Annotated in this window: 18 protein-coding genes; 1 reads left to right on the top strand and 17 read right to left on the bottom strand. The window is 46.3% G+C overall.

Features of this window, described 5'->3' with window-relative positions; translation table 11 throughout:
• Positions 1-33 precede the first annotated feature (33 nt).
• From JOD82_RS18565 to JOD82_RS18535, 7 genes are all read right to left on the bottom strand, one after another.
• Positions 34-1,911: a serine/threonine protein phosphatase gene (locus tag JOD82_RS18565; protein WP_069012494.1), complete on the bottom strand. Its 1,878-nt coding sequence runs from the start codon at positions 1,909-1,911 to the stop codon at positions 34-36.
• Between the two features lie 22 nt (positions 1,912-1,933).
• The gene (locus JOD82_RS18560; protein ID WP_069012542.1) at positions 1,934-2,764 is read right to left on the bottom strand and encodes a PP2C family protein-serine/threonine phosphatase; all 831 of its coding nucleotides are present in this window, start codon (positions 2,762-2,764) and stop codon (positions 1,934-1,936) included.
• Positions 2,765-2,799: 35 nt separating this feature from the next.
• Entirely contained in the window at positions 2,800-3,327 is a 528-nt protein-coding gene (locus JOD82_RS18555; protein ID WP_028542470.1) for an FHA domain-containing protein, read from the bottom strand.
• Between the two features lie 67 nt (positions 3,328-3,394).
• Entirely contained in the window at positions 3,395-3,943 is a 549-nt protein-coding gene (locus JOD82_RS18550) for an FHA domain-containing protein (RefSeq protein ID WP_069012493.1), read from the bottom strand.
• A gap of 32 nt (positions 3,944-3,975) precedes the next feature.
• A complete protein-coding gene (locus tag JOD82_RS18545; RefSeq protein ID WP_069012492.1) occupies positions 3,976-4,425 on the bottom strand; it encodes a J domain-containing protein in 450 nt (149 codons plus the stop codon).
• A gap of 130 nt (positions 4,426-4,555) precedes the next feature.
• Complete coding sequence (locus tag JOD82_RS18540) at positions 4,556-4,981, bottom strand: hypothetical protein (RefSeq protein ID WP_013311475.1); 426 nt, start codon at positions 4,979-4,981, stop codon at positions 4,556-4,558.
• 119 nt (positions 4,982-5,100) lie between these two features.
• Positions 5,101-7,269: a hypothetical protein gene (locus JOD82_RS18535; RefSeq protein WP_023989860.1), complete on the bottom strand. Its 2,169-nt coding sequence runs from the start codon at positions 7,267-7,269 to the stop codon at positions 5,101-5,103.
• Between the two features lie 638 nt (positions 7,270-7,907).
• Between JOD82_RS18535 and JOD82_RS18530 the strand changes: the two genes are divergently transcribed.
• Positions 7,908-9,995, top strand: coding sequence for a vWA domain-containing protein (locus JOD82_RS18530; protein ID WP_245231609.1), 2,088 nt, complete (start codon positions 7,908-7,910; stop codon positions 9,993-9,995).
• Between the two features lie 43 nt (positions 9,996-10,038).
• Here JOD82_RS18530 and JOD82_RS18525 read toward each other — a convergent pair whose 3' ends face one another.
• From JOD82_RS18525 to JOD82_RS29630, 10 genes are all read right to left on the bottom strand, one after another.
• A complete protein-coding gene (locus JOD82_RS18525; protein ID WP_029515684.1) occupies positions 10,039-10,950 on the bottom strand; it encodes a serine/threonine protein kinase in 912 nt (303 codons plus the stop codon).
• A 177-nt stretch (positions 10,951-11,127) separates the two neighbouring features.
• The gene (locus JOD82_RS18520) at positions 11,128-12,381 is read right to left on the bottom strand and encodes an L-lactate MFS transporter (RefSeq protein ID WP_069012491.1); all 1,254 of its coding nucleotides are present in this window, start codon (positions 12,379-12,381) and stop codon (positions 11,128-11,130) included.
• A 190-nt stretch (positions 12,382-12,571) separates the two neighbouring features.
• Entirely contained in the window at positions 12,572-13,336 is a 765-nt protein-coding gene (locus JOD82_RS18515) for a LytR/AlgR family response regulator transcription factor (protein ID WP_029515686.1), read from the bottom strand.
• On the bottom strand, positions 13,333-14,994 hold the full coding sequence (locus tag JOD82_RS18510; protein WP_176715758.1) for a sensor histidine kinase: 1,662 nt from the start codon (positions 14,992-14,994) through the stop codon (positions 13,333-13,335). The genes JOD82_RS18515 and JOD82_RS18510 overlap by 4 nt, the downstream gene beginning before the upstream one ends.
• A gap of 42 nt (positions 14,995-15,036) precedes the next feature.
• Positions 15,037-15,285, bottom strand: a complete 249-nt coding sequence (locus JOD82_RS18505; RefSeq protein ID WP_029515688.1) for a hypothetical protein — start codon at positions 15,283-15,285, stop codon at positions 15,037-15,039.
• 190 nt (positions 15,286-15,475) lie between these two features.
• Positions 15,476-16,972 (bottom strand): methyl-accepting chemotaxis protein, encoded by a 1,497-nt coding sequence (locus tag JOD82_RS18500; protein ID WP_029515689.1) that lies wholly within the window; start codon positions 16,970-16,972, stop codon positions 15,476-15,478.
• Positions 16,973-17,256: 284 nt separating this feature from the next.
• Positions 17,257-17,898 (bottom strand): 50S ribosomal protein L25, encoded by a 642-nt coding sequence (locus JOD82_RS18495; protein ID WP_029515690.1) that lies wholly within the window; start codon positions 17,896-17,898, stop codon positions 17,257-17,259.
• Positions 17,899-18,130: 232 nt separating this feature from the next.
• The gene (pulA, locus tag JOD82_RS18490; protein WP_069012490.1) at positions 18,131-20,665 is read right to left on the bottom strand and encodes a type I pullulanase; all 2,535 of its coding nucleotides are present in this window, start codon (positions 20,663-20,665) and stop codon (positions 18,131-18,133) included.
• Positions 20,666-20,932: 267 nt separating this feature from the next.
• A complete protein-coding gene (locus JOD82_RS18485; protein WP_069012489.1) occupies positions 20,933-22,588 on the bottom strand; it encodes an amino acid ABC transporter ATP-binding/permease protein in 1,656 nt (551 codons plus the stop codon).
• Positions 22,581-24,734: a DUF454 family protein gene (locus JOD82_RS29630; RefSeq protein ID WP_208332641.1), complete on the bottom strand. Its 2,154-nt coding sequence runs from the start codon at positions 24,732-24,734 to the stop codon at positions 22,581-22,583. Before JOD82_RS29630 ends, JOD82_RS18485 begins: the two co-directional genes overlap by 8 nt.
• Positions 24,735-24,843: the final 109 nt, after the last annotated feature.

Here is a 24,843-nt window from a genome sequence, read left to right as displayed (position 1 = left end):
CCTTTCGGCTCCAGCTTCATTGAACATAAAAACTTAACTTCCATTCGCAGCAGCCCGATCTTGGTTCTCTGAATCAGACGCTCCTTCTGCTTTAGAAGCGGAATCAGCAGTTCCTTGTTCTTTGCTGGTGCCCGCCTTGGCCGAAGAGGCATTTCCATCGCCCGTACCGCTATTTTTTGCCGCTGAAGAGACTTCCTTCTTCGCGGGTGTAGTTCCCGCTGAAGCCGTTGGCGTAGCCTTCGTTTGCGATTCTGCAGCAGGGGTTGCAGCGACGGAAGCTGAAGCATTACTCGCTGCGTCCCCTGCGTCCGTGTCGTTCAACGCTCCGTCAGACAATCCCAATCCAGCAGGAAGCTGACCGTTTTTCTGCTGCTCAGCGCTCTGCTTTTCCTCCGCCTTGGCTATGCTCCGCTCCAATGCCAGAACACTTTCGAGCTTATCGATCTCCTGATAAATTTCCTGTGCCCCGCTATAGGCATCAATGGCTCCTTCATAATCGAGATCCTTCATCATTCGATCTCCTTTAGCCTGAAGCTTGCCAGCTTGAATCTCCTTGAGCTGCTGCTGAATAGCAGTCAATTTATCGTTGGCCTCGGTAATTTTCTTCTCCAGTTCTTTTTGCGCAGACGTATAACCGGATTCCATCGCAGCCTTATTTGCTTTTTTGTACAGCTTGAGTGCATTCGTGTAATCGCCGCCCTGAAATTTCAAATCTCCGTCCTTCATCCAGCTCGCCGTCTCAGCATAGCTGTCCAGTTGGTCGATTTTATGCTCAATATCCTTCACATTGAAAGGCGGGTACAGACCAGCGCTTTTCCGTGCTTTCTCGTAGCTGGCTTCAGCTTTGGTAAAGTCCGCCTTTTCCACGTAGCCGTCTCCGTCCACCAGTAATTGAGATAGTTTCTGCTCGGCTGTATATAGTCGCTTATGAATCTTATCGTTAATTTTAACCGCCGCGTTTTTCGCTTCACTGTAGGACTTGAGTGCCTTCGCATAATCTCCTGCCCTGGCATAATCATCCGCGGCCTGAGCCGATTCGACCATCGTTTCCAGCGCAGCCGCCTTGTTCGCTGCCATACGCGCCAGTGTAATCCATGCTCCCCCTCCCACGATTACAAAGGCGAGCAACGCAATCAAAATCCGTTTGATCAGCTTACGGCGGTTTTTAGGCTTTTCCTGAAAAACTTTATTTACATAAATGGCCGCAGCCGTGTAATTGTTCACCGTCCGGTGCTGTTTGCTTAGCAGAACCTCTTCCAATGTGTCCGTCAGCATGGCCGGATCCTTCGCTTCCTCTAGCGCCCCCAGCATTTCCGCCAGCTCAACGTCCTCCCACATCCCGGATGTGGCGAGCAGGATTACATCTCCATCTGCAAGCTGGGTCTTTTTGGCGTAATGGGCATGAACTCCATTCGGATTTCCCAAGTATTCCAGCAGATTACCTCGTTCCTCATGTGTGCTGGTCGCTTCGTCTGGAATGCGTCCATCATCTGCCAATGACTGAGCCAGACTATGATCCTTGCTGCGAAAATTAAGCCTTCCATTGCGAAAATGATATAGCCGCACATTACCGCACGAAACGTACACCATTTTGTTGTAGTTGGTCACTACCATCAGCAGACTGGCTTTGAGCCGAACACGACGGCTTTCAAATTGCAGCCATTCCTGCGCTTCACGCAGATCTCTCATCAAGCGCCGCTTGGACATGGAAGGCTTCTCCATGAAGTTTTCAAGCACCGTTTTGACAACCATTTCTGCGCTGCGCAGCTCCTGATCCGAATCCAGACCGTCTGCGAGGACATAACAGGCCATGTCGTCCGTCTCCATGAATGCAAAATAGTCCCGGTTGTCTATGTAAGAGCCCGCTTCCGACACAAAGGCGGTACTAAAATCGCTGTTGTCCTTGCGCATCGCTACCCCCGTCTTTCTTGTTTCATCCTATCGCCAAAATAAGTACTGTTGCATTATCCTGACTTTTAAAGCCTTTATCATTAATGGCGTCGATCATGGCATCCGCTGTTTCCTGCGGTGTTCCACCCTTGCGCATAATCTCTTCCAATTCAATCTCCGTCAGCGCCTCCTGAATGCCATCGCTGCACAACAGCACATGATCGCCCGAATACAGACGAATCGGTGCACTCCCCAGTTCCATGCTCTCAAAGCCCTCATAGCCCAAGTAGTTGACCAGTTGATTGCGCACTGGACTCGTTTTGGCTTCCTCCGAGGTCATTTGTCCAGCAAGCACTCGTTCCTCCAGCAGTGTTTCTGCTGTATGCTTGGAATTGACTGTTTGGAAATGACCATTACGGTAAATCGTAATCAGGCTGTCACCCACCGCTCCGTAATGCAGCTGATATCCGCACACAATGACCGCAGCCAGCGTCGTTCCTCCACCCTGTCCATTCAAATTTTGCAAAATGCCGCGATTGCTTTGAGTTGCCGCCTCTGCAAAATATCCGTTCAAATTCGTTGCATCTTCCAGCTTGGCAAATGCCTTTGTAAAAGTCGTCACAGCCAAGGTACTGGACATACGTCCATTGGCCAGTCCACTAATACCGTCTGCGACAACAGCCAGCGTACCGACAGGTGTCGTCATACTGGAGAAATAATCATCCTGCTCGCTCCGGCTCCCGATCGTTTGACCATTTCCGATTTCAATTCCACTTACGGTACGGCTGCCGGAACTTCGCGTCAGTCGTATACGGATCATGAGAAGAACAGCGAATAGCACCGCAGCTCCACTTACAACAAAATAAGGCTGCATATCGTTACCTCCCTGCACCATTGCCCAATTCCATCCTAGTTTTCGTTATCCCACTCAAAATGGGCGCCACACAGCGGGATAAAGATAAATTTGCTGTGTCCCAGCTGAATCACGTCATAGGCAGCCAGCTCTGCTGGTGAATATACCGCCTCGTTATTGTGGTACGCTAAACCTGATGAATCGCCTGGCAGCAAGTAAAAGTTGCGTTTCTTCGGATCATACACAATGACCGCATGATTTCTGCGAGAAATCGTGTTGTCCCCGATAATGCGGACATGCATTTCCTCTGCGCGTCCGATAAAGTTCTTCTCTGCCATAATGCGATAGTCCTGACCCACCTGTGCTCCTTCGATGCATACCAGCCATCCAGTTACCGGATGAATACCCACCGTCTCACCCAAATACGGCATTGTTTTGTCATTATCTCCCGCGACGTTTGTTTTCGCTGCTGGCTCCGCGCTCTTGGGTGCAGCTATATTTACTACCGTGTTGCAATAAGGACACGTATTTCCGTGCTTTCGTGTACTGAACATGTGTCCGTTCGGGCATCTTGTCAAACTCATAGTCGGTTCCTTCCCCCATTGTCATGATTGTCTTTTCAGCGATCTGAGAATTTTGCAGCATCCTCATCTATTTAACGAGCACCCTCGTATTGGCAATATATAATAAGTCACCTGAGTAAATCCGGTATGGCTCACCGCTTTCCAACTTCTTGGTTACACTTTCGTTGGCAGACCGCAAGCCTGTACCATTACCGGAATCCACATCCTCTACAAACCAGTCGCTATTCACCCGGTTGAGTACCGCATGTTCCACACTTATCAGGGAGGCATAATCTGTACCTGCCAAATCAATATCCGCCTCCGAACGTGACGTCGTTTTGCCGATTAAGAGCGACGTTTCCCCTTCGATATACCATTCTTTAATGGACTCGCCCTCTTCATCAATCAACACCAGCTTGGCAATCCGCTGACGTTGTGCCCTTGACTTGGCCACAGGTACAACGGACACCAGGTTGCGCAGTATGTATACAAGCACGCCGATTCCAATACCTGTCGCGACCACGGTTTTCAAACCGCTGTAGCCTGTACGATTAAACACATAAAAGGCGATCGCCAGCATCAGCCCGAACATGGCAACATCTATGATGAAAACCCATCTGTTCTGCGCCGTTTTCACTGCTTGCTTCCCCCATTTCTATCCTGAAATCATCATTTTTTTCGAATACCAAAAAATTGGTTAAACATCGCTGAGGTATCCGTCGGATCACCGGATTTTTTCGTTTTTTTCCCTGGTGAGCCTTCCTTCGTTTTCGGATGAAAACCAAAAAATTGCTCAAAATCAGTTCCTATGTCAGCTGGATTGAATCCTTTGGCTGTCGTACGCGCACCACCGGAAGATGTATCCCCTCTCCCTCTCTCTTGCTGTTCCCCGCCAGCTCCCTCAGTTTTTCGGATGAGCTCGGCATCGTATGCCTGCCGCAATGCTTCGTCACGCAAGGTATTGTAAGCCTCGTGAATCAGCTTGAACTTGCGCGTTGCTTCCTCGCTTCCCTGGTTGGTATCAGGATGATACTTTTTGGCCAGTTTACGGTAAGCCTGCTTAATCTCTGCCTCCGAAGCATCCCGGCTGACACCGAGCAGCTCATAGTAGTTAGTCATTGTGTGATGTTCCCCTCTCCGAAAAAAATAAATATTAAGAGACCCGTAGGCCTCTTAATATTTATCCACCCTGCACTTATGTGCCGGGTGAGTGTGTGTTTAAGCTGCACTTAACGTGAAGACGTTAAGCTTAAACCGGATATCCGCCGTCGATTGTAGCCAGCTCGGTTTTGTCTTTCTTTTGTTTGATGTAGAGTGTAAATGCACCTACACCTTCTGTGTCGCCGAAGTGCTCGTTGTAGTCTACAACGAAAGCATTCGGGAAGTGGATTTTACGCACAACTTGATCAGCTGCGATAACTTCCAATGTTACTTTACGGTAGCTGTCTGCTTTTTCAGCAGGAACCAGAGACCACAAAGCCAGTTTCAGCGTGTCATCCGCGCTGTCACCGTCTACTGCTGTGATGATTTTACCGCTGATGCGCAGCGTGGAGCCTACGTCAGTGGAGCGTGCATTGGAATCGTCCGGTGTATCGGTGTCATAAATAACCGTTTGGATGTTATCCAAGCCCAGCTCAATTGTTTCTTGTCCTTCTACTTTCAATCTGAATCCCATGTGTGTTGCCTCCTTGAAATTAGGTAATATGATGGCGGAAGAAGCAGAGCTTCTTCGCGATTTATGTATAAAGGCGGTTCTGGAAAGAAACGCCTCTAACATCTTTCGTAGGGCTCGGATCATGATTTGACCGAGCTGGTTCCTTTAGTGATCATGACTTCCAGGTTCTTCACATTACCGTTGAAGACCAGGTCGATATGGCACATATTGCTTTTCTCATCAATAATGAAGCTCATATCGTCTCCGTCCTGAATGATCGAGTTAACAGATCCTCTGCTGCTCAGCCACTTGCTCTTCTGACTGCTCGGATTGTTACTGAAGAAACGGACGATATTCTCGTGTTTGAAGTCCCCTGTCTGGTAGCGCAAAATACGTTCAATATACGTGCTGACCAGCGTCTTGTAGATGGAGTCAAAACCGTCCTCGGACATCGCCATGCTTCTCGCCTTGTAGACGGTAATCCGGCGGATATCCTTATCCTGGATCTGTGCATTCTCCGACGAGAATACAAAGCCGAAGTTTTTACGGTTGATGGCATCCTTGATCGTGTTAGTGAAACCGGTGATCTCCTTGGCCATCGTCGTTACCGTGCGCAGACTGTTGTCTCCTGCTTCGATGTCGAAGCGTACGCCAGGGAAGTTCTTATTGACCGTTTTGAACGTCTCACGCAGGTATTCAGGACACTGATAGGAAGCAACCAAGCCGGCGGCAACGTAGGCTGCACCTACATAAACGCCCTCGATCCACAGCTTGAGAATATCCTCTTTCTCCTTAGAGAGCTGTACACCATCTTCGGTCTGTAGCATTTTGCTGTCGATAATGACACCCGATTTGTCCTTCGGAATAATCGTAAAGTTCGGTACACAAGGAATTGCAAATTCGCTATATTCTCTGCGAACGAGACTGGCGCATTTATCGACATATTTATCGATGCCTGCTGTTGCCATACTGTTGAAAGTCGTTTCTTCACCGGATTCAAAATTAAAGAACATTTGAATTTTGTAATCCTTCACGACTTGCAGCAACATCGAGAGCGATTCCATAGAATTTCCGCCCTGCTTAACGACCTTCTCGTTGCCCTTGAAGCGTTCACGTGAAACCTTTACCTTACCGGCTGCTTCCAGCTCGACGGATGGAACGATACCGAACCAGATCGTGTCGCTGAATTCATTCTTAGCATTCACAGTGTTCAGGTACGTTTCCAGGCGCGGAATATTGCTACTTTTTACCAGCATGTCCAGTTTGTTGTTCGCCACCAGCATTGTCGGCAGCATGCCTTTGCTCTTCGTTGCATATTGATCGAAGAACATTTTGACACCGAGAATTTTTTCCACAAGCGGCTTAACCGCCTTTACGAAATCGTCCTTGGCATTTTTATAGAACTCCAGATACGTGTTGTAGTTCTGAACCTCAACTGCTGTATCCACCTTGGTCTGAACAGCTGGCAGTGGCACAAACGTGCGAACTACCAAATCCTTCACATAATCAGAAGGCGTATCTGTGATAGAGTTATAATCTTCTTCGAATACTTGAGAGAGATCGCCAGTGCTGTTCTCATCCAACAACATCAGCTCAGTGCTGTCGCTCTTCGGCGCTTCAATAATTTTCAGTTCGCCGCTTTCCCCAATGGAGAGCATGCCCACCTGGATCAGTTCACCGGAGTTTTCCTCTTGCGCGCCACCGAGCAGAAGGCGGGTTTTGATGTCCTCAATTGCCAGTGGAAGCATAGCCATAACGTTGTTGTAGTTTTGACTCGCTTCCTCGAACATGCCATTCAGCTTGTCCCCCATGTCGAGTTTCTTCGGGTCACCATCATCCAGCTTGTCGTATTCACCGTACATATAGTGAATTTCTTTGCGGACTTGGCGAATATCATCCATGACCTTTTTCGGTGAAATCATATCCAGCAGATTTTCAAATTTGAAATCTACATTAGTGATTCCTTGACTCCGCTTGGTATCGATGAGCGTAAACAACATTTTCAGAAAGTCATTACTTTGATTTACACGAATTTCAGAAATGCTATCCTCATCAATTCCTTCTGGCTTTTTAAGGGTGTAGACGACTTTTTGATTGGCCGCGTTAAAAAACGAATACACGGTCGGCGAAAACTTATCCAAAAATTCGTCAAAGCTGCGCACCAGAAGGTGCTGATTAATTTCCTTGATCTTCTCATCGCTCAAGCTGTCAATACCCTTCACATCACCTACTATGGTGATCAGGTCCAGCTTTTCCGGGTTAATCTCTTCAAAAAGCATTGTCCGGTTGGTTTGATAAATGATTTCCATCGCTGTCGGCAAATGAATAAAGTATGAGTTATAGGTCCATTGCTCCATATACGGACACGGGATGTCCAATTTGAAACGGACGAATACTCATTTTTAGTTCTTTTGCCTCCTCCCCCCTACTTAACATTTAAATTCGTCAAAGGATTGAGCTTATACCACATTTACGGTACAGGCATGTAACCTCGAAAATCGGTCCGAAGCGTTATTCGGCTTTTAACGGCAAAGCATGCACATGAGATGTTTTTTCAAAATCAAAAGTCAGATAACACAGAAATTTCAAATTTATGATTTCGTATTCCTAACTTCAATCCCAATTTTTGCCGTTGATACGAGAGCTATCATACAAAGTACCCTTCAGTTTTGTCAATTTCTGTAGTCTCAGATTGAAATAGGGCATTTTGACTCATTTTATGCGTGAATACGTAATTTTCATGATATGTTAGACCTGTTTCTTCAGGGAAATATTCACAAATGGAACTTAATTACCGATAGAAGTCCATTGGATATTTCTGATAAGCGTAAAAGAATCAAATTCATGGCTAATGTGAGGGTTATCAGCTGTTTTGATCCTTTATCCCTTATATCCCAAGGATTAGGAGAGTTGATCCCCCATGTTGGCCTCGGCGATGGAGGAGCTTATGTTCAGAATAAGGAAACTAGGGATTATCATTTTCATGACTTTTGTACTATTTTTACAAATGGGCTTAAACGGGGTCATTTGCACTGTAAATCAGGCTAATGCAGCATCTTTAGGCGCTGTCCCGATCGAGGGTTATGATGCCGTTTTTGTATTGGATACCAGTTATTCCATGAGGGATACCGATCCTGAGGGCATTGCCGCGGAAGTCATCAATATGTTTATGGATTTGAGTGATGCAGACCGCACACGCGTCGGATTCGTTGCCTACAATCATAACGTGGTCGCCTCGAAACCACTAACTTCGATTGCCGTGGCAGCGCAAAAATCCCAGATCCAGCAGGAAATCAGAACACTTAACCGTTCCGGTTATACGGATTTGGGACTTGGGTTGCGCAAAGGCTCGGAGCTACTAGCGGCAGGAGCATCCCAAGGGCGTCAGCCTTTTATGATTCTATTGTCAGATGGAGAGACTGATTTTGGTGCCTCCTCTGGTTCCCGATCCAAAGGTGACTCCAATAACGATGTATCCTCTGTCATCAAATCTGCACAGACCAAAGGATATCCGGTGTACACGATTGGTCTGAACCATGATGGCACAGTGAACCGACAAGAACTCGAACGGATCGCTTCTCAAACGGGTGGAGCTTCTTTTATTACGAGTAGTGCCGAGGATCTGCCGGAAATTCTGAACCGTATTTTCGCCAGTCAAATTCGCTCCAAGCTCGTTCCAATTGCTGCAATTACGACCACTGGCGAGATGCAGGAATTAACTGTAACTCTACCTGATTCCAGTATGGAGGAAGCCAATCTGGTGCTTTTGTCGGAGCATCCCCTTCTGGAAACACAGCTATATTCCAATTCAGAAAATGTCCGCAGGTACAAGTCGAGCCGATATGCGATTTTAAAAATCGAGCATCCACAGGCAGGCAAAGTGAAGTTGAAACTACGGGGCATACGCGGGGATTTGGTGAAAATCAATTTACTTGGCAGCTACCGACTGGAAGCCGAAGCAACCATAGGAGGAAAGCAAGCATCAGCCACTCATGGCAACAAGCCTGTGCAGTTGCTGAAAGGTCAAGCCACACCGTTTCAAGCTCAGCTCCTGTTACCCGACAGTCAAAAGCTTACGGATGAAGCCGTATATACGTCTCTCCAAGCCCATATAATTGTTACTCCAAAGGGGGGCACAGCCAAAAAGGTGCCTATGACCTATAAGTCAGGAGCCTTCCATACCGAATATGCATTCCCTCAAACCGGGGATTATACATGGCAGCTATCTCTGGATAGTCCGCAATGGTACCGTAAGGGAACTGTACATAAAGTTCACGCGGCCAATGTAGCGCCACAGGTCTTAAAAGACCTGACGATTCACCTGGTGAAAGAAGACGGTGATTCCCGTCGAAGTGTATCGGATTTTATTGTTGACCCGAATCATGACAAGCTGAACTATAAGTTGGATTCAGAAGCCTTTGGGGATGCGATCCATGCTGAGATTAACGGTAATGATCTGCTGCTATCCGAGCTCCGCACAGGTGACTCTCAGCTAAAGATTACTGCCACCGATCCGGAAGGAGCATCCAGCAGCGCTACACTAACCGTTACCGTACAATCTCGGTATACAGCCATTAAATGGACAGTAGCCATCAGTATCGTGGTAGCCGCTCTTCTGTATTGGTTCTTGCGGCCGAAGCCGCAGTTTGCCGGAAGAATCGAAGGATATTTTCTCGCTACAGCAAGTGGGCAGGAGATTCCGGTAAAATCCTGGCCGCTCACCTCCTTTCCGGGTCGTAAGGTCAGCTTGCAGGAGTTGTTCCGTACGCTTGACGTTCACGAACCGTTGCCAGAAGCGGAACGGATCCTATTTTCCGCAGGTAAAAAAGGGAGCCTGATCGTGAAACATGATACACGCTGTGCCTTACAGCATGGAAAGATCAGATTAGCTCGCAACAAAAAAGCGGTCATGGAGTACAGTGACAAACTGTACATTACATTCGAGGATGGTGTCACTGAAATCGAGCTGCGATACAAAGCGATTAAACCAAATACTTCAGTGTACACCGACCATATCCAAGCTCCGACAGGATAATGTCGGTCACAACGTAAAAAAAGAGAAGCGCCGTCTCTTACGATTAACGAACCGTAAGAGTAGGGCGCTTCCCTTTTTTTATCCAATATTCCGCACGTAGTGCGGCTTTAAACCATCGAAGTGAGCGGCAGCGCTTGTTAGCCTGTACCTCCAGACCACGCCGAATGACATACGGCAGCAGAGAAAGTCCCGCATTTTCAATCTGAATCCGCTCAGCATGATCTGCAAATAATCGGCCTGGCACATCTGGCGGAGGTGTTCCTTTTCGGCAATAATACAGCGTAGCGGCCAAACTATAGATATCCGACACAGGTCCCTGCTGCGAACGATTAGAATAAAATTCCAGCGGAGAATAGCCCGCTGTGGTGAAAATCGGATGCTCTTTGCCTTCAAAATGCACAGCCGAACCAAAATCAATCAGCTTGACGTTGCCATTTTCCCCAATCATAATGTTGCCCGGCTTAATATCCCGATGAATAATTCCTTTGTCATGAATGTACTCCATGGCATCAATTAAAGGTAGCAGCGTATGGTACAAAAAAGTGGGGTCATACGTTGGCGCAGCCTCTTCTTTCATCATTCGATCCAAGGTCTTGCCTGCACAGTATTCCATGACCAGATAAGCAGTTCCATTTTCCTCAAAGTGATCTATATAACCGACAATTCCCGGATGACTTAACTCCTTCAACATTTGCCCTTCACGCAAAAAATAATGCATAAACTCCACATATTTGGATTGCATCGAAGCACCGCAAGTGACCGTTTTTCGATCCATCCCCCGCAAAGCCAGTGCATTCGGAAAAAATTCCTTCACAATGACTTTTTCTCGGTTGTCCAACAGCCTTGCCGTATACACGATGGCCAGCTCACTGCGGGACAAGGCGCTTCGAATTTGATATGTATTTCGCAGCTTCGTATTGCGGGCAAGCAGATTCCCGCTTGTATCCACGATCATGACTCGTCCTCCTGTCAGGTTCTTAGCTTATGTCTTTTGTATATATCGGCTTATTACATATCTTTTTATTATACCGTAAAATAGATTATTGGAAAAACAAATAACCTGCCATAATCTCCCTTAGAGAAATGATGACAGGTCTTTTGGCATTCATCTGGTTCTTTTTTCTCAAATCATTTAACCCAGTTTCGTTCCAGGCTTCATGCTGCGCACACTGTTCGTATTTTTCTTCCGTTCACTACGCAGTTTGCCTTTACCTTGTTCTGGAGTGCGAATGGTAAGGGCAATCAGGAACGATACGACGCACAGCACAGCAATTGTGGTAAAGGTCGGGATGAATCCGCCGAGCAAGGCTGCGATAAATGACCCCGCCAGCGCACCAAGGCCAAAGCCTTGATACACAATACCATAGTTTTTACTTTGATTTTTCAGTCCAAAGAAATCAGCTACGATGGCAGGAAAGACTGTAATGTTGCCGCCGAAGCAAAAAGCAATTCCTGCTACACAGGCAAAGAACAAACCATAATTCAGCGGTACCAAACTTAACACTGTAACTGCAGCCGCCGTTGCCAGCAACGCACCCGCTACTACTTTCAAACGACCTACTTTATCCGATAGCGCACCTAAAATGATCCGACCCGCCGTGTTGAAAATGGCGACCATAGCGACCGCATTAGCGGCTGTTGCTACATCCAGACCGGCCATCCGTACGCCGATATCTTTGACGACTCCAATCAGGTAGAGACCACTCATACAAGCGGTAAAGAACATGACGAACAGCAGGTATGCCTGCTTGGTGCGCAACATTTCTTTAACGGTGTAGTCCCGCTGTACGACCCCATTTTGTACCGAAGGCTTGTTCACGACTACAGCTTCTCTTACCAGGAAAGAACCACCCACAATCATGATCAGCACGATCATTCCCCAATATAAGAACGCTTGCGATACACCAACGGACTGAATCAACGAACCATTAATATACTTGAATATAAGACTGCCTGTTCCATATGCCCCAACCGAAATACCGGAAATAAGTCCTTTTTTCTCAGGAAACCATTTAATCAGATTAGAAAGTGATGTAATATATGCCGTTCCATCCGCAAAACCTACGACAATACCCGCCAAAATATATAGCAGGGATAACGAAGTTACCTGTGAACTGAGCATGAGCCCTGCTCCTAACACGACACCTGCACACAAAATCAAACGACGTAGTCCCCATTTATCCTGTAGTTTGCCTGCGAATAAGGTAGCAAACGCCAGTGCAAAACTGGTAATTGAAAATGTAATGGCAACCGAACTGAGGTTCCAGCCAAAGCGGTCCACCAACGGTTGATTAAATAAACTCCATGTGTAAATGGTTCCTAATCCCATTTGTACAATTATTGTTCCAAGTACGACAAGCCAACGATTTCCGCTGTTTGTTTTCATTTCAATCTCCTCTTTTCATTCCGGCTCTACAGCGTCAATTTGTGATTATGATAACCGGGAATCCAGTATACTTTGCGCCTGAGGAGGAGCAAGTCTGTAAGGATTCTCTCTACACGGGTTATTATAACCCTGCATGTCAGCCAGAAATCGTTTGAGGAATGAAATGCACATATAGCGGAATGAAATGCCTTTAAAGTCGCATAATTTGCCGAAATTCCTTGGCCTTGCTACGGCTTACTGGAATTTCAGCCTCTAGTCCACGCAAACGCAGGAGATACGTATGATTAAACCAAGGTACAATTTCACGGATCTGCGACAGATTAACTGTGTACGATCGGTGACAGCGGAAAAAGTCCTGCTGCGGCAACCGGCTATGAAATTCTGAAATGCTCATCGGCATCGTATATTCTTCGTGCCTAGTAAAGACACGGGTCACCTTTTCCTGCGCACACGCATAGTAAATATCGTTCGCATCCGTTACGATGATTTTGTCATTTTTCAGCAGATTAATACGACCTGGCGCAGCAACGGTGCTGGCTTCAGCAGCTCGGGGTTGCGCCGTCTGGACAGGCTCCTGTATTGGAACGTTCTGCTGCTCATAAGCATTTTCCAGCTTACGCAGCATAGATGCGATCCGTTTTTCATCATAGGGTTTGAGGATGTAGTCGAACGCCTCCAGTTCAAAAGCCTGCGCCGCATGTTCTTTATAGGCGGTCGTAAAAATAATATAGGGCTTTTTGGCAAATTTGCTAATGTTCTGTGCCAGCAGCATCCCGTCCAATGAAGGAATATTAATGTCCAGAAAGATCGCATCCGTCTCCTGATCTTGCAGAAACCGAAACACATCTAGCCCATCCTCGAAACTATCGGTCACCTCAATGTTGCTATGAGTCTGAATAAGATACTCCAGCTCTTCACGCGCCGGAAGTTCGTCTTCTACAATTATGGCCTTCATGACTTCTCCTTTGGTATGTCAAAATAAACTTCGGTGCCCGGCTCATGCTTCAGAATAATAACTCCTTCGCCGTACATAAGCTTGAGTCGTCTGTGCACATTGTACAAGCCGATCTGTTTAGCCGGAACCCGATCATGATACAGGTTATCCACAACATCATCGCGTATACCCACCCCGGTATCTGCCACAGAAATACGCACCTTTTCTCCACGATCCTTTACAGAAATGGTTACTGTACCTGCCCCCTTTTTCTTGAGGATTCCATGATTAATCGCATTCTCAACCAGGGGCTGGATAATAAGGCTTGGAATACGCACAGACACCTCATCCATTACATACTCTACCTGAAGCCGGTTGCCGAAGCGTGCTTTTTCAATTTCTACGTAATCAGACACCTGCTGAAGCTCCTTATGAATTTCAATCAAATCATCATTCAGCTCCAAATTATAGCGCAGATAACCCGATAAATTAATGATCAGCTCTCGTGCCTTATCCGGCTTGGTGCGTGTCGTCGAGGCAATGGCGTTCAGCGCGTTGAACAGAAAATGAGGATTGATCTTAGTCTGGAGTGCCTTTAACTCGGCCTTATTCGCCGCTTCCTTAATTTGCTCCACACGCGATACTTCCATTAACGTGGAAATGATTTGAGACAAGCCAATCGCCATCGTCTGCAACGGATACGTGATTTTATAAGCTTTGCGATAATAAATCTTCAACGTTCCGGTTACTTCTCCCCGCTCCTCTAACGGGATAATGAGCAGGGACTGGATTTGGGGTGTTTTATCGTCTGCAATATGATTGCGGATCGTGATTTTACCGCTGCGGATCGTCGATTTAGTCACATCGCTAATGATCTCATCTCCGATGTGATAACGCTCTTCGCCAAAACCGACATAGGCCAGCACATCTCTGGTATCCGTGATCGCCACCGCGTCTGCCTTAATATCTTCTTTTATGATCGAACAAATGGTATGCAAGGATTCGGCATTAATGGAGCGAAAATAAGGCAGCGTCTTGTTGGCAATATCCAGTGCCAGCTTGGCCTGTCTGGCCGCGATATTCTCCTTTTCCCCCTCCACACTCTGGATCAACAGAACGATTAAACCGATACTGACTTCTCCGATAATCATCGGTAGACCAATCTTGGAAACGATGTCCACTCCAAGGCTATGGGGTTGTGCCATCACCATAATGAGCAGCATCGTCAACGCTTCGCAGACCATACCTGCGGCGATACCGACCAGCCATCTCTTGGAACGATTGACCCGGCGGCCGATGTATCCTGACACCACACCTGCCAGAATACTCGTAATCAGACACGGAATCGAGGTCACTCCCCCGATATCAATCAGATAACGATGGATACCCGATATAATACCTGTAACGATCCCAACCCAGGGTCCAAACAAAATACCGCCTGCCATAATTGCTATGATTCGAACGTTAACAAGCGAACCTTCAACTTCAATCCCGGTGTAGGTGCCGAACAGTGCAAACATGCAAAAAATCAATGTTAGTATGGCCAGCTCTGCCGGAGAATGACTGTTCTTTTGCAAGGTTTCCTTAAACCGTGGGATACGTGTAATAAAAAATAAACAAATCAGCAACAATGCTGCGCGCTCAAATAGCTGCATCAGCATTTCCAACAAGGCATTCACATGCGTTCCTCCCAAATAAAAACGGATATGCCTACATAGTTGTTATCGTGTACGTCGTTCATACACACCATACCCAAGTATCATCAAGCCACATACGAATAAAATAATAACAAATATATTGTCAACAAAACTCGGCATATCAGGTTCTGACATAGAAATGCCCGAACTATTCAATTTAACAGGTACGGAATTCGCAGCCCATTGAATGACCGCTATAAAGCGCTCCATCGTATATATCACTCCGCTACCCAATAGGCTCAACACGCCGAATAACAAATATTTAAGCTCCATAAGAATTTATCCCCCCCTTAGTTACAAAGCATTTAAACTGCCACAAATTATACCATCAACTTCCATCTAATTATAGCTTCTAGAAATCGCCTCTTCTTCATTTCCCTTCTTCAAACGCAGAAAAAAACCGGAGAGTACCGCTTGATAGCGATACTCCCCGGCTCTCTAGTCCGATGAAGAAGCTTGTCGGTTATTTGCTTTTGCTGATTTCGGTAGGACTGTTGTACTCCTTCTGATCATGTACCAGTTCTTTTAATTGGATAATCAACGCCTCTAGCTCACTAAACCCGGTCACCATATTGGAGGTTATATTTCGTTGTTCCTCTACTCCAGCCAAAATTTGTTCTGATGCTGCACTCGCCTGTTCCGTTACACTTGAAAATTCCGTCATCTCTTGAACAACCTGAGATGAATACTGCTGCATGCTATTCGTACTGTTTTCCACATCCACGGCCTGCATCAGCACTTTATTGGCGTTTTGCAGGATGTCTTCCAGTACAATTTCAGTCGAATGTGCCGATTCCATACTTTGCTGTAGCCTGTGCTGTCCCATGTCAAATTGGCTTACGACAGAATCCATCTGAGTTCTCAGTTGAGTCAAAATAGCTTCCATCGCCACCGAGGTGTTCCCTACCATTTCAGCCAAATTACGCACTTCGCCAGCTACGATGGCAAATCCTTTTCCATGCTCTCCCGCTCTGGCGGCCTCAATGGATGCATTCAAGGACAGCAAATTAGTTTGTTTCGAGATTTGAGTAATATCTTTAAGCATGGCAGACATGTTATCACTTTGTACTCTAAACTCGTCCAGTTCTTCTTTGGTACGACTCATGACTTGACCCAAATCCTTAATTTGAGACGTCAATGCAAGCAGTTGACTGCTCCCTCTGTCCCCGGCATTTTTCGTATCTTCGGAAAGCTGCTTCAGTTCTCGGGAATGATCAGCTACCTCTCGCACGTGCTGGTCAGATTGAGCCAAGTTATCCGTAACCTCGGTGATATTCGAAGCTTGCATTTCTACCCCTTTGGCAACCTCCTGAAATCCGATAGCGACTTCATTTGTCACGCTGCCCGTCGCATCTACTTGATTCCTGAATCGTTCTGTAAAGCTATGCAATCCAGCCACTGCTTGTCTAACTTGCTCAAACAGAAATTCAATTCGTTGCCTTGTAGCATCGATATCTTTATTTTGCTCTTCACTTTTCTTAAACTGCTTTTGATTTAACACCGATACCACTAACAGTAGCAAACCAATGAGTAAAACAATAATAAACTCATGCACATAGCGCAAAGAACCGGTAGCCGGGGGAATTGGGGGCGTACCGATTGTTATTTGCACAAATATATTACAGAGATTTAAGGTCATAGCTACCAGAAAATACCGGTAAGACGGATACAGCAAAAACAAAGAGCAAATTAATATGGTGGTCCCTACCTCGACGTTAGATAAGTTCAAAAATATACACATTAATACGCTAAAAAACGTAGTAATCCACGGAATAAGGCGGATTCCTTTCTTTTTCACATTCAGGATCGTTAAAACTGCCGCGACTACAAATCCTACACCATTAGATACCCACATCGAGGGATTAGATAATGCCGGGACGATGCCGCTCAAGGCCATAATCCAAAAAATAATGATCACCAATTTGTTTCTTTGCCACAACAATTCACTCGTTCTGTCCATGATTGTGTACGCGCTCCTTAGAATATATATTAGGTATTTATAAAATAAAAATGTAAATACCATACTTTATATATCGTCATATCAGAACACGTAGTGAATGAAAATCATGCAAACACTCCACATTCCCTTTAATCGTCAAATTACAACAGGACAACTCTTAAAGGGAAAGAGTATGTAATTGTAAATAAATGAATGCAAAGAATCGCCCCCCTGACAGGGAGCGATTTTGAATTCATTTTTGATGATCTTTGCAATTGGAAAAGGTTCATGTACCACTGATAATATTAGGATTCCTTGTTTTCAGAAGCCTCTTCAGCGCCTTCGGTTGCCGCTGCATCACCTTCCACAGCAGCATTTTCTACTTCAACTGCACGTGGAACGATAATAGAAGCAAGCAGTTCTTCTTCAGGGACGTGCAGTGTTACTCCTTTAGGGAGTTTCAAGTCGCTAGCGCTCAGCTTGTCACCAACATCCAGCGCGGATACATCCACCTCAATGGTAGATGGCAAATCAGCCGGAAGACCTTCGACCTCAACTTCCGTTTCCTGAACTTGCAGAATACCGCCTGTTTTTGTACCTGCAGGTGTACCCTGATAATCAATAGAAACACGCACGCGAAGCGGTTTGTTTTTGGAGATTTTCAGAAAGTCGGCATGCAACCATTGGTTATCACGCTGTTGATAATCTTTAATAATAACTGGAATGGTTTCTCCACCCTCTACTGTGAGGTTAAACACCTCTGAACGTCCGGTTTTGACTACTTTATTAAATTCCTTGGCATCGACATGTACAGGGGTTCCTTCAAGCTCAGAGCCGTAAACCACAGCTGGAATCCGTCCTTTTAACCTCAATCCACGAATGGCCGAACCCTTCTTCTCTGTTCTCGGCTGGGCGGTCAGTTGAATACTTCCTCCATTAGAACTCATGATATACAACCTCCTTCAGGTTACCTTACAAATGATTTTCCTCCAAGAATCTTGCCTGTTTACCAGTCGTACTACAGGATGTAAGCCAGCTAGCTGGCAAAACTAAACAAGTCCATAATTCTATTTTACCCCTTTTTTCTGAAACTGACACACGTTTGCATAAAAAAATAGCATTTCTCGAAATGATCGAAAAATGCTATTTTTGTGTATATACGCAACCAAGCACGCAAGTCTAACCGGCCCGATTATCATTTACCAGTAACAAATATTCTTCTCTGCCACTATGAATCAGTACCTGCATCACAGACTGGTTCTGGTCTATATCAATATATCGATCTGCCTCAACATCCTTGGCATCCCAGTGATTAAGCCGGACAATGTAGCCAATTCGCTGTATATCAGGAGCCACCTGAATACGCGCTATTGCACGACCGTCATCCAAATCCCGAAATTCGACATGTCCGTCGCGATGCCCAGTTCCCCATACCCATACGTTCCAGCCAGTGTATTGCCGATCCGTACGCTCGTAGATCAGTTCAATCGTACGAAATGGAGCGACTTCATTATCGTTTCCAAGCTGCACATCTGTCAAAGCCATGGCTGTACCTGCAATTTCTTGATCTGTTCCCTCATCCGAGTCTTCCAATTCGTTCTCCGCCTGACGATTAGCCTGATCTTGTTCAGTCAAAAAGGAGACTCGTGCAGGTTCTTCCTGATCATATAACACCATCATTGACCAGCGCGATACAGTTACACGATGGCCTACGACTTCATACCGTGTCTCATTACCAGCCCCGTGTGCGTCCACGACCACATGCCAACGATCCGATTCCGCAGGCAATACTATCGTCTGCTCCGTATCCGAGCCGTTATAAATCACCACAATATGATTCCAGGCATCGCCGTTAGCATGGTGCCTCAAAGCAAAGGCCACCACATGCCCACTGCTTTGCAGCACTTCCATGTGCTGCTCCACCAGCTCACGTTGGTCCATTCGGAATGCTGGGTGGCTGCGTCGCAAAGCAATTAAGCCTTGGTAGTAATCAAACACGGGGCGAAACCTCGCCTTGTTATCCCAATGAATGGCATTGACCACATCTGAGCTCCGGTAACTATTGTGGTCTCCATATTTGGAGCGCAACAGTTCATCCCCTGCATGAATAAAAGGAATACCTTGAGATGTGAGTACCATGCCGTTGGCCAACAGGGACTTGCGCACGGTTTCGTCCTCTAGCAGGTTATTTTCATCCAGTTCCCCATACGGATCTGCTTCGGCAACAGCATGTTCAGGTGTCCTCCCATCCTGTGGCTTCCCCTGCTCCCATTGTGGAAAACGACAGTGCTCCCGCAAATGTCTTACCGTCAAAATTTTATCCCACAGATTGAGATTATCGTGGGCAGTTACATAATTGACGGTCTCCGATGGCTGAGCTGTGAAATCATGAATAGCCCCAAAAGCACCTTTGAGCACCTGCTCCTCCTGATGTTCTGCCCCCGTGGCAAACCCGCTTCCAGTACCGTCGCTATCCCCCTTAATAGCAGAACGGTAGTTGTCGTTAAAAACAGCAAAGCCTTTGTCCCGTTGTGTTCCTTTTAGCGTAAGCAAGGGTTGTGGAGATTCTCCTCCCGTCCAAGGCTCACCATAGATCAGCAGATCCGGACGCACTTCAGAGCGAAGTTCTTGCGTAAGCTGCACCACGGTTGGTGTATCAATCAGACCCATCAGATCAAATCGAAAGCCGTCTATATGATATTCCTCTGCCCAATAGCGTAGTGAATCCTTGATATACTTGCGCACCATCGGACGTTCGGTTGCCACCTCATTGCCTACACCTGATCCATTGGTGAGCTGCCCTTGTTCATCCGTGCGGTAATAATATCCAGGTACAACAGGCTCAAATGGCCCCTGTTCCACCGAATACGTATGGTTGTATACAACGTCCATAATGACACCGATGCCGGCAGAATGCAAAGACTTTACCAGCAGTTTCAGCTCTCGTATACGTGCCTCTGGATCAGCCGGATTGGAAGAATAAGACCCCTCCGGCACATTATAATGCTGGGGATCATAGCCCCAGTTATATTCAGTATCTAATTCCGCAAAGTCATTCACCGTATGAAAATCAGCTACTGGAAGCAAATGAACATGTGTAATGCCCAGTTCCAGCAGATGATCCAGCCCGATACTGTTCCCCTCAGGATCCTTCAATCCCGTATACGTAAAGGCCTCAAACCGTCCCTGAGCAGCAGATAAGTCTTTTTTCCCTGTATTAAAATGGGTATCCATCGAAAAATCACGCACATGAACCTCATAGAGAATGGCATCCGTCGGCCGCTTAAGGGTAGGCCCCGCATCCAATTCCCATCCATCCGGGTTGGTTTGAGCCAAATCAATGATCGCTGTACGTTGCCCGTTGGCTGATACCGCTGTGGCATATGGATCGGCAGCATAATGAACAGTGTTGTCCGCCCACTCCAGCCTGTACATGTAATAATATTTGTTCCAGTCACCTTCCAGCTCTATAGACCATACCCCTTGATCATCACGGATCATGAGAAATTCCTGACCCCCGCCGTGCTCCTGAACGTTCCCCTCCTGATCGTACGCCCCCGCATCGCTATACAACGCTATATGGACCTGCTTCGCAGTCGGGGCCCATACCTTGAACTTGCTGCCCGCAGGCGTATAAGTAAGACCCAAATCATAGCCTTCATATATGGGATATTTTGTGTGCTCAAGCTCTTTAAGCTGATTGAAATCTGACATTTCTGTTCACCACCCATTTCTGTACATCGGCTTACAGCCTCTGTTCATCCATCATTTATGATGTTTATGACTTGTCAATATACCTCAGGATTTGCAAAATCCTCACCTCATAGGCTATCAAAATAAGACAAGCTTGAAAAGCTGGATGATTTAAATAAGGATGACGCTCCCATTTCAACACGCACACTCCATTTTATGACAAAACGATGAACAGGCTACAGCTTTCGCCTTCAAAGCATCACATTTATTTCCCAGCTTTCATCACGTTCAGGAGAGTCGGCGGTTATCCATTTGAAAAATTTCGTCAGCCATTCGCATAGTAGAGCTTCGATGCGAAACAAGGATGATCGTTTTGTCTTGCTGCTGTTCTTTTAACGATTTTAAAATAATCGCTTCGTTCAAACTGTCCAAATTGCTAGTTGGTTCGTCTAGCAGTAAGAGGGGCGCATCATGAACAAAGGCTCTGGCCAGCCCCAAGCGCTGGCGTTCACCACCAGACAGCCTGTCCCCCAACTCTCCGACCCGGCTGTCATATCCTTGAGGCAATGTCATAATAAAATCGTGTACTGATGCCTTACGGGCTGCTTCCACAACCTGTTGATGTGTAGCATCCGGCTTTCCAATTTTGATATTAGCTGCAATGGAATCGTCAAACAGGAATGTATGCTGATCGACATAGCTCTGTAAGCCTCTCAAATGTCGGGTTCCAATTTCCTTCAAATCGTGTCCGGATAGCAAAATTTCACCTTGCTGCGGGTCCCTAAATCGCATCAGCAACTTCAGCAGTGTAGACTTGCCAGAGCCGCTTTTACCCTGAATGCCTAAAATCCGCTTATGCGGTATCATGAGACTTACATCATTCAGCACCGTTTGACCATCGTATGAAAAAGTCACCTTGTCTACTCGTGCCCCAGTAAAGGCGACACTCATCCCGTCGATATTTTCCTCTACCTCCGGAGTTTCCTCCAATAGACTCAACACTCGTTCCCCGCTCGCCAGCGTTTGAAGCAAATTGTTGGACAGATTGCTCAGTGCGATGACCGGACCAAATGAACTAAACAGGGCAATGACAGAAATCAGCATACCTGTAAAGTCAACCTGACCATTAGACATACCGTACAATCCAGCCAGCAGCATCAAGAATGAGAATCCAACTACAGCCGCATCTGTGATGGCTCTTGTGATGCCTTCATGATGCTTTAAGTCCTTCTGCTTGGCATCCAACTGATCCGTACGACGGTTAATCTCATTCAAACGTTGTTCTCCTTGTCCATATTGCACAATTTCCTTCATCCCCCGTAAGCTGTCCAAAAAATAACTGCTCAGCTTGCCAAAGCTGCTGCGGTATTCCATCCCCTGACGCTTGCCCATACGTGACGTGAGCAGAGGAATAAATAAACCGACAGTTAGGTAAGCAAGCGCAGCAAGCCAGCCTAGCAGAGGCTCATAAGAACCGATAAAAAACACCATGAGCAGTGAGGTGATGATGCCAATCATAACAGGAGCTATCGTATGCGCATAAAATACTTCCAGCAACTCAATATCACTTGTAATGAGTGAGATCAGATTTCCCTTGTCCTTGCCTTCCAATTTGGCTGGAGCGAGTCTTCGCAGGGCTTGAAGCATCTTGTCACGTAGTACAGCCAGCAGCTTGAAAGCGAGATAGTGACCACTCATTTGCTCGCCATAACGGAATACCCCGCGCAGTACGGCGCAAACCACGATCGTTGTCAGCAAAAACGATAGGGTGTAGCCTGTCGTGATGCCCGTTGCTGTAAGCAGAGCCAGGGCTCCAAACACTATAATGCCAATAGCACAAACAAAACCAAGCACTCCTGTAACAATCGTGATGAGCAGCACAGGTAAAAGAGGTCCCGCCAGTACCAATAATTGGCCCATGATCCGTAATCCGTGTCTACGCATATACAGCCCCTCCTTTTCCAAACTGCTCTACCCGGTGTTGACTGAGATACATCTCCGCATAATGCCCCTGCTGGCTCAACAGCTCATGGTGCGTCCCGGATTCTGCCACCAAACCGTTTTGCAGCACATAGATACAGTCGGATTGGACTACGTTTTCCAGTCTGTGAGAGATAAGAATCACTGTTTTTTGACCTGCCAGCGCATGTATAACCTCCATAATGCCTTCCTCACTTTCACTGTCAATGTTAGAGGTGGCCTCGTCAAAAATGTAGACACGACTATCATGTAGCAATGCTCTGGCTAGTGCTAGCCGTTGGCGCTGTCCTCCTGACAGATTTGCTCCCTGCTCTTCCAGTTCTGCTTCCAGACCTCCTTCTGAGAGGATAAAATCATACAGCTTCACTTGTCGCAAAGCTTCCAGCATGTGTTGCTCATCCGCGTGCTCATTGCCCATTTTTAAATTTGCTTCCACGGTGCCTTTAAAAATATAGCTGTTAAAACCGATCCAGGTCATATGACGCATGCGGCTTTCTTCCGAAATATCGGTAAGCTCGGTTCCTCCAATCGTCAGGCTTCCTCGATACCCCTCGTGATGCCCAACAATCAATCCGGCTACCGTACTTTTACCAGAGCCTGATTCCCCAACAATGGATACAAAGCTGCCCTGGGGAATATCCATGGATACATTTCGTAAGGTATCTCTTTCGTCGTAGGCGAAACTCACCTGTTCCAGACGAATATCTGTGGTTTCTATGCTTTTTTGTCCTTGGATAAGGTCCTCTGTGCTCAACATTTGGAATATTTTGTCACTTGCAGCCATTCCGTTCATGGCGATATGAAAGTAAGAACCCAGAAGACGCAGAGGAATAAAAAATTCTGCCGACAGCAAAACAATGATGATTGCTCCTGCCAAGCCAATTCGTCCAGAAGAATATTCGCTTACCGCGACCAGTACACCCGCAGCGGCACCACCAAATGCGATAAGATCCATAATGGCCACGGAGTTAAGCTGCATAGTCAGCACTTTCATCGTCATTTTGCGAAAATCTTCAGCTGCTGTGTTCATTTCCTGATGTTTATCCTGGTCTGTTCCGTACATTTTGAGCGTAGTCAGACCTTGCACATTCTCCAAAAAGCTGTGGCCCAAATTGACGTAACTACCCCAATATTTCCGAAAAAGCTTTTTAGCCATCCTCATAATGACAATGATCGACACTGGAATTAAGGGAACGCAGATCAATAGTATAATGGCTGCTTTGAAGCTGACAAAAGAGAGGGTAATGAATAACGTTACGGGGGCAAGCAGACTGTAAAATAGCTGAGGCATATATCTACCGAAATAGGTTTCAAGCTGCTCTACCCCTTCTACAGCAACCTGAATAACCCCCGAGGTGGAGGTATGATCTGTATATGCGGGCCCTATCTTCAGCAACTTGCTGTAAATTTGCGAGCGCAGCGTTTTTTTAGCATTTACCGAAGCACGATAGGATAACATACTGGCTGCATAATTGCTCAGGCAGCGAACTGCAATAGCAGCAATAACAATGACCGTCATAGATAGAATCAGCTTGCGAGTCACTTGTCCTTCCCATGCCTGCTGCATAACAAAGGCCATAGACAACACAGCGGCTATACTCCCCAAAAGACCGATCCACTGCACAAGCACACCCCATACGATATATTTTCGAGAATGTTCCACTAGACCGAGCAGACGGCTGTCGACCATTTTAGACTTTTTTTTTGGAGTAGGTGCAGGTGAAGATGATGGTGTTATTTTTGCTGCAGCGTTTCTCACTGTTCCGATTCGGAATATAAAGTAATAATATTTAAAAAGGATGACCAAGACGATGAGCGTTTTGCCCCACACATTAGGGGTGAAAATAAAGCCTATAATCAGCATCGTTGACGCTAAGCCCAATGTCGTGATTTTCGTAGACAGCTTCAACGACCTTGTTTGAACAAAACTCTCTAGATGCTTTTGGTACAGAGAGGTATTCGAAAACCACTGGTGAATCCTTTCGGACCCCCGCATAAAGAAAAAGGTCGCGAGCAGCAGAAACGGTGTAGTCGGTAGCAACGGTAGCACTACACCAATAACTCCAAGCGCTAAAAATAAAAACCCTAAGGTAATATAGATCGGTTTCACTATAATCCTCCCTAATAGTTATAATAGTAATGGTTTCATTTTATAGATAATGATAATCATTATCAATATAAACAATTTAAGCAGGTTGTTATGTGATGTAAATCACGCA

Origin of the sequence: Paenibacillus sp. 1182, assembly GCF_017833915.1 — a bacterium.
Classification (GTDB): domain Bacteria; phylum Bacillota; class Bacilli; order Paenibacillales; family Paenibacillaceae; genus Paenibacillus; species Paenibacillus polymyxa_D.
Note: the sequence above shows the minus strand (reverse complement) of the source record. Positions and strands in the feature narration are given on the sequence as shown.

Bases quoted from the DNA above. Each gene is read 5' to 3' on its own strand.
- JOD82_RS18535 (WP_023989860.1), bottom strand. From the start codon at position 7,269: ATGGAAATCATTTATCAAACCAACCGGACAATGCTTTTTGAAGAGATT.
- JOD82_RS18515 (WP_029515686.1), bottom strand. From the start codon at position 13,336: ATGAAGGCCATAATTGTAGAAGACGAACTTCCGGCGCGTGAAGAGCTG.
- JOD82_RS18540 (WP_013311475.1), bottom strand. From the start codon at position 4,981: ATGGGATTCAGATTGAAAGTAGAAGGACAAGAAACAATTGAGCTGGGC.
- JOD82_RS18485 (WP_069012489.1), bottom strand. From the start codon at position 22,588: ATGCGTAGACACGGATTACGGATCATGGGCCAATTATTGGTACTGGCG.
- pulA (WP_069012490.1), bottom strand. From the start codon at position 20,665: ATGTCAGATTTCAATCAGCTTAAAGAGCTTGAGCACACAAAATATCCC.
- JOD82_RS18495 (WP_029515690.1), bottom strand. From the start codon at position 17,898: ATGAGTTCTAATGGAGGAAGTATTCAACTGACCGCCCAGCCGAGAACA.
- JOD82_RS18530 (WP_245231609.1), top strand. From the start codon at position 7,908: ATGTTCAGAATAAGGAAACTAGGGATTATCATTTTCATGACTTTTGTA.
- JOD82_RS18525 (WP_029515684.1), bottom strand. From the start codon at position 10,950: ATGATCGTGGATACAAGCGGGAATCTGCTTGCCCGCAATACGAAGCTG.
- JOD82_RS18505 (WP_029515688.1), bottom strand. From the start codon at position 15,285: ATGGAGCTTAAATATTTGTTATTCGGCGTGTTGAGCCTATTGGGTAGC.
- JOD82_RS18545 (WP_069012492.1), bottom strand. From the start codon at position 4,425: ATGACTAACTACTATGAGCTGCTCGGTGTCAGCCGGGATGCTTCGGAG.
- JOD82_RS18500 (WP_029515689.1), bottom strand. From the start codon at position 16,972: ATGGACAGAACGAGTGAATTGTTGTGGCAAAGAAACAAATTGGTGATC.
- JOD82_RS18555 (WP_028542470.1), bottom strand. From the start codon at position 3,327: ATGAGTTTGACAAGATGCCCGAACGGACACATGTTCAGTACACGAAAG.
- JOD82_RS18560 (WP_069012542.1), bottom strand. From the start codon at position 2,764: ATGCAGCCTTATTTTGTTGTAAGTGGAGCTGCGGTGCTATTCGCTGTT.
- JOD82_RS18565 (WP_069012494.1), bottom strand. From the start codon at position 1,911: ATGCGCAAGGACAACAGCGATTTTAGTACCGCCTTTGTGTCGGAAGCG.
- JOD82_RS18520 (WP_069012491.1), bottom strand. From the start codon at position 12,381: ATGAAAACAAACAGCGGAAATCGTTGGCTTGTCGTACTTGGAACAATA.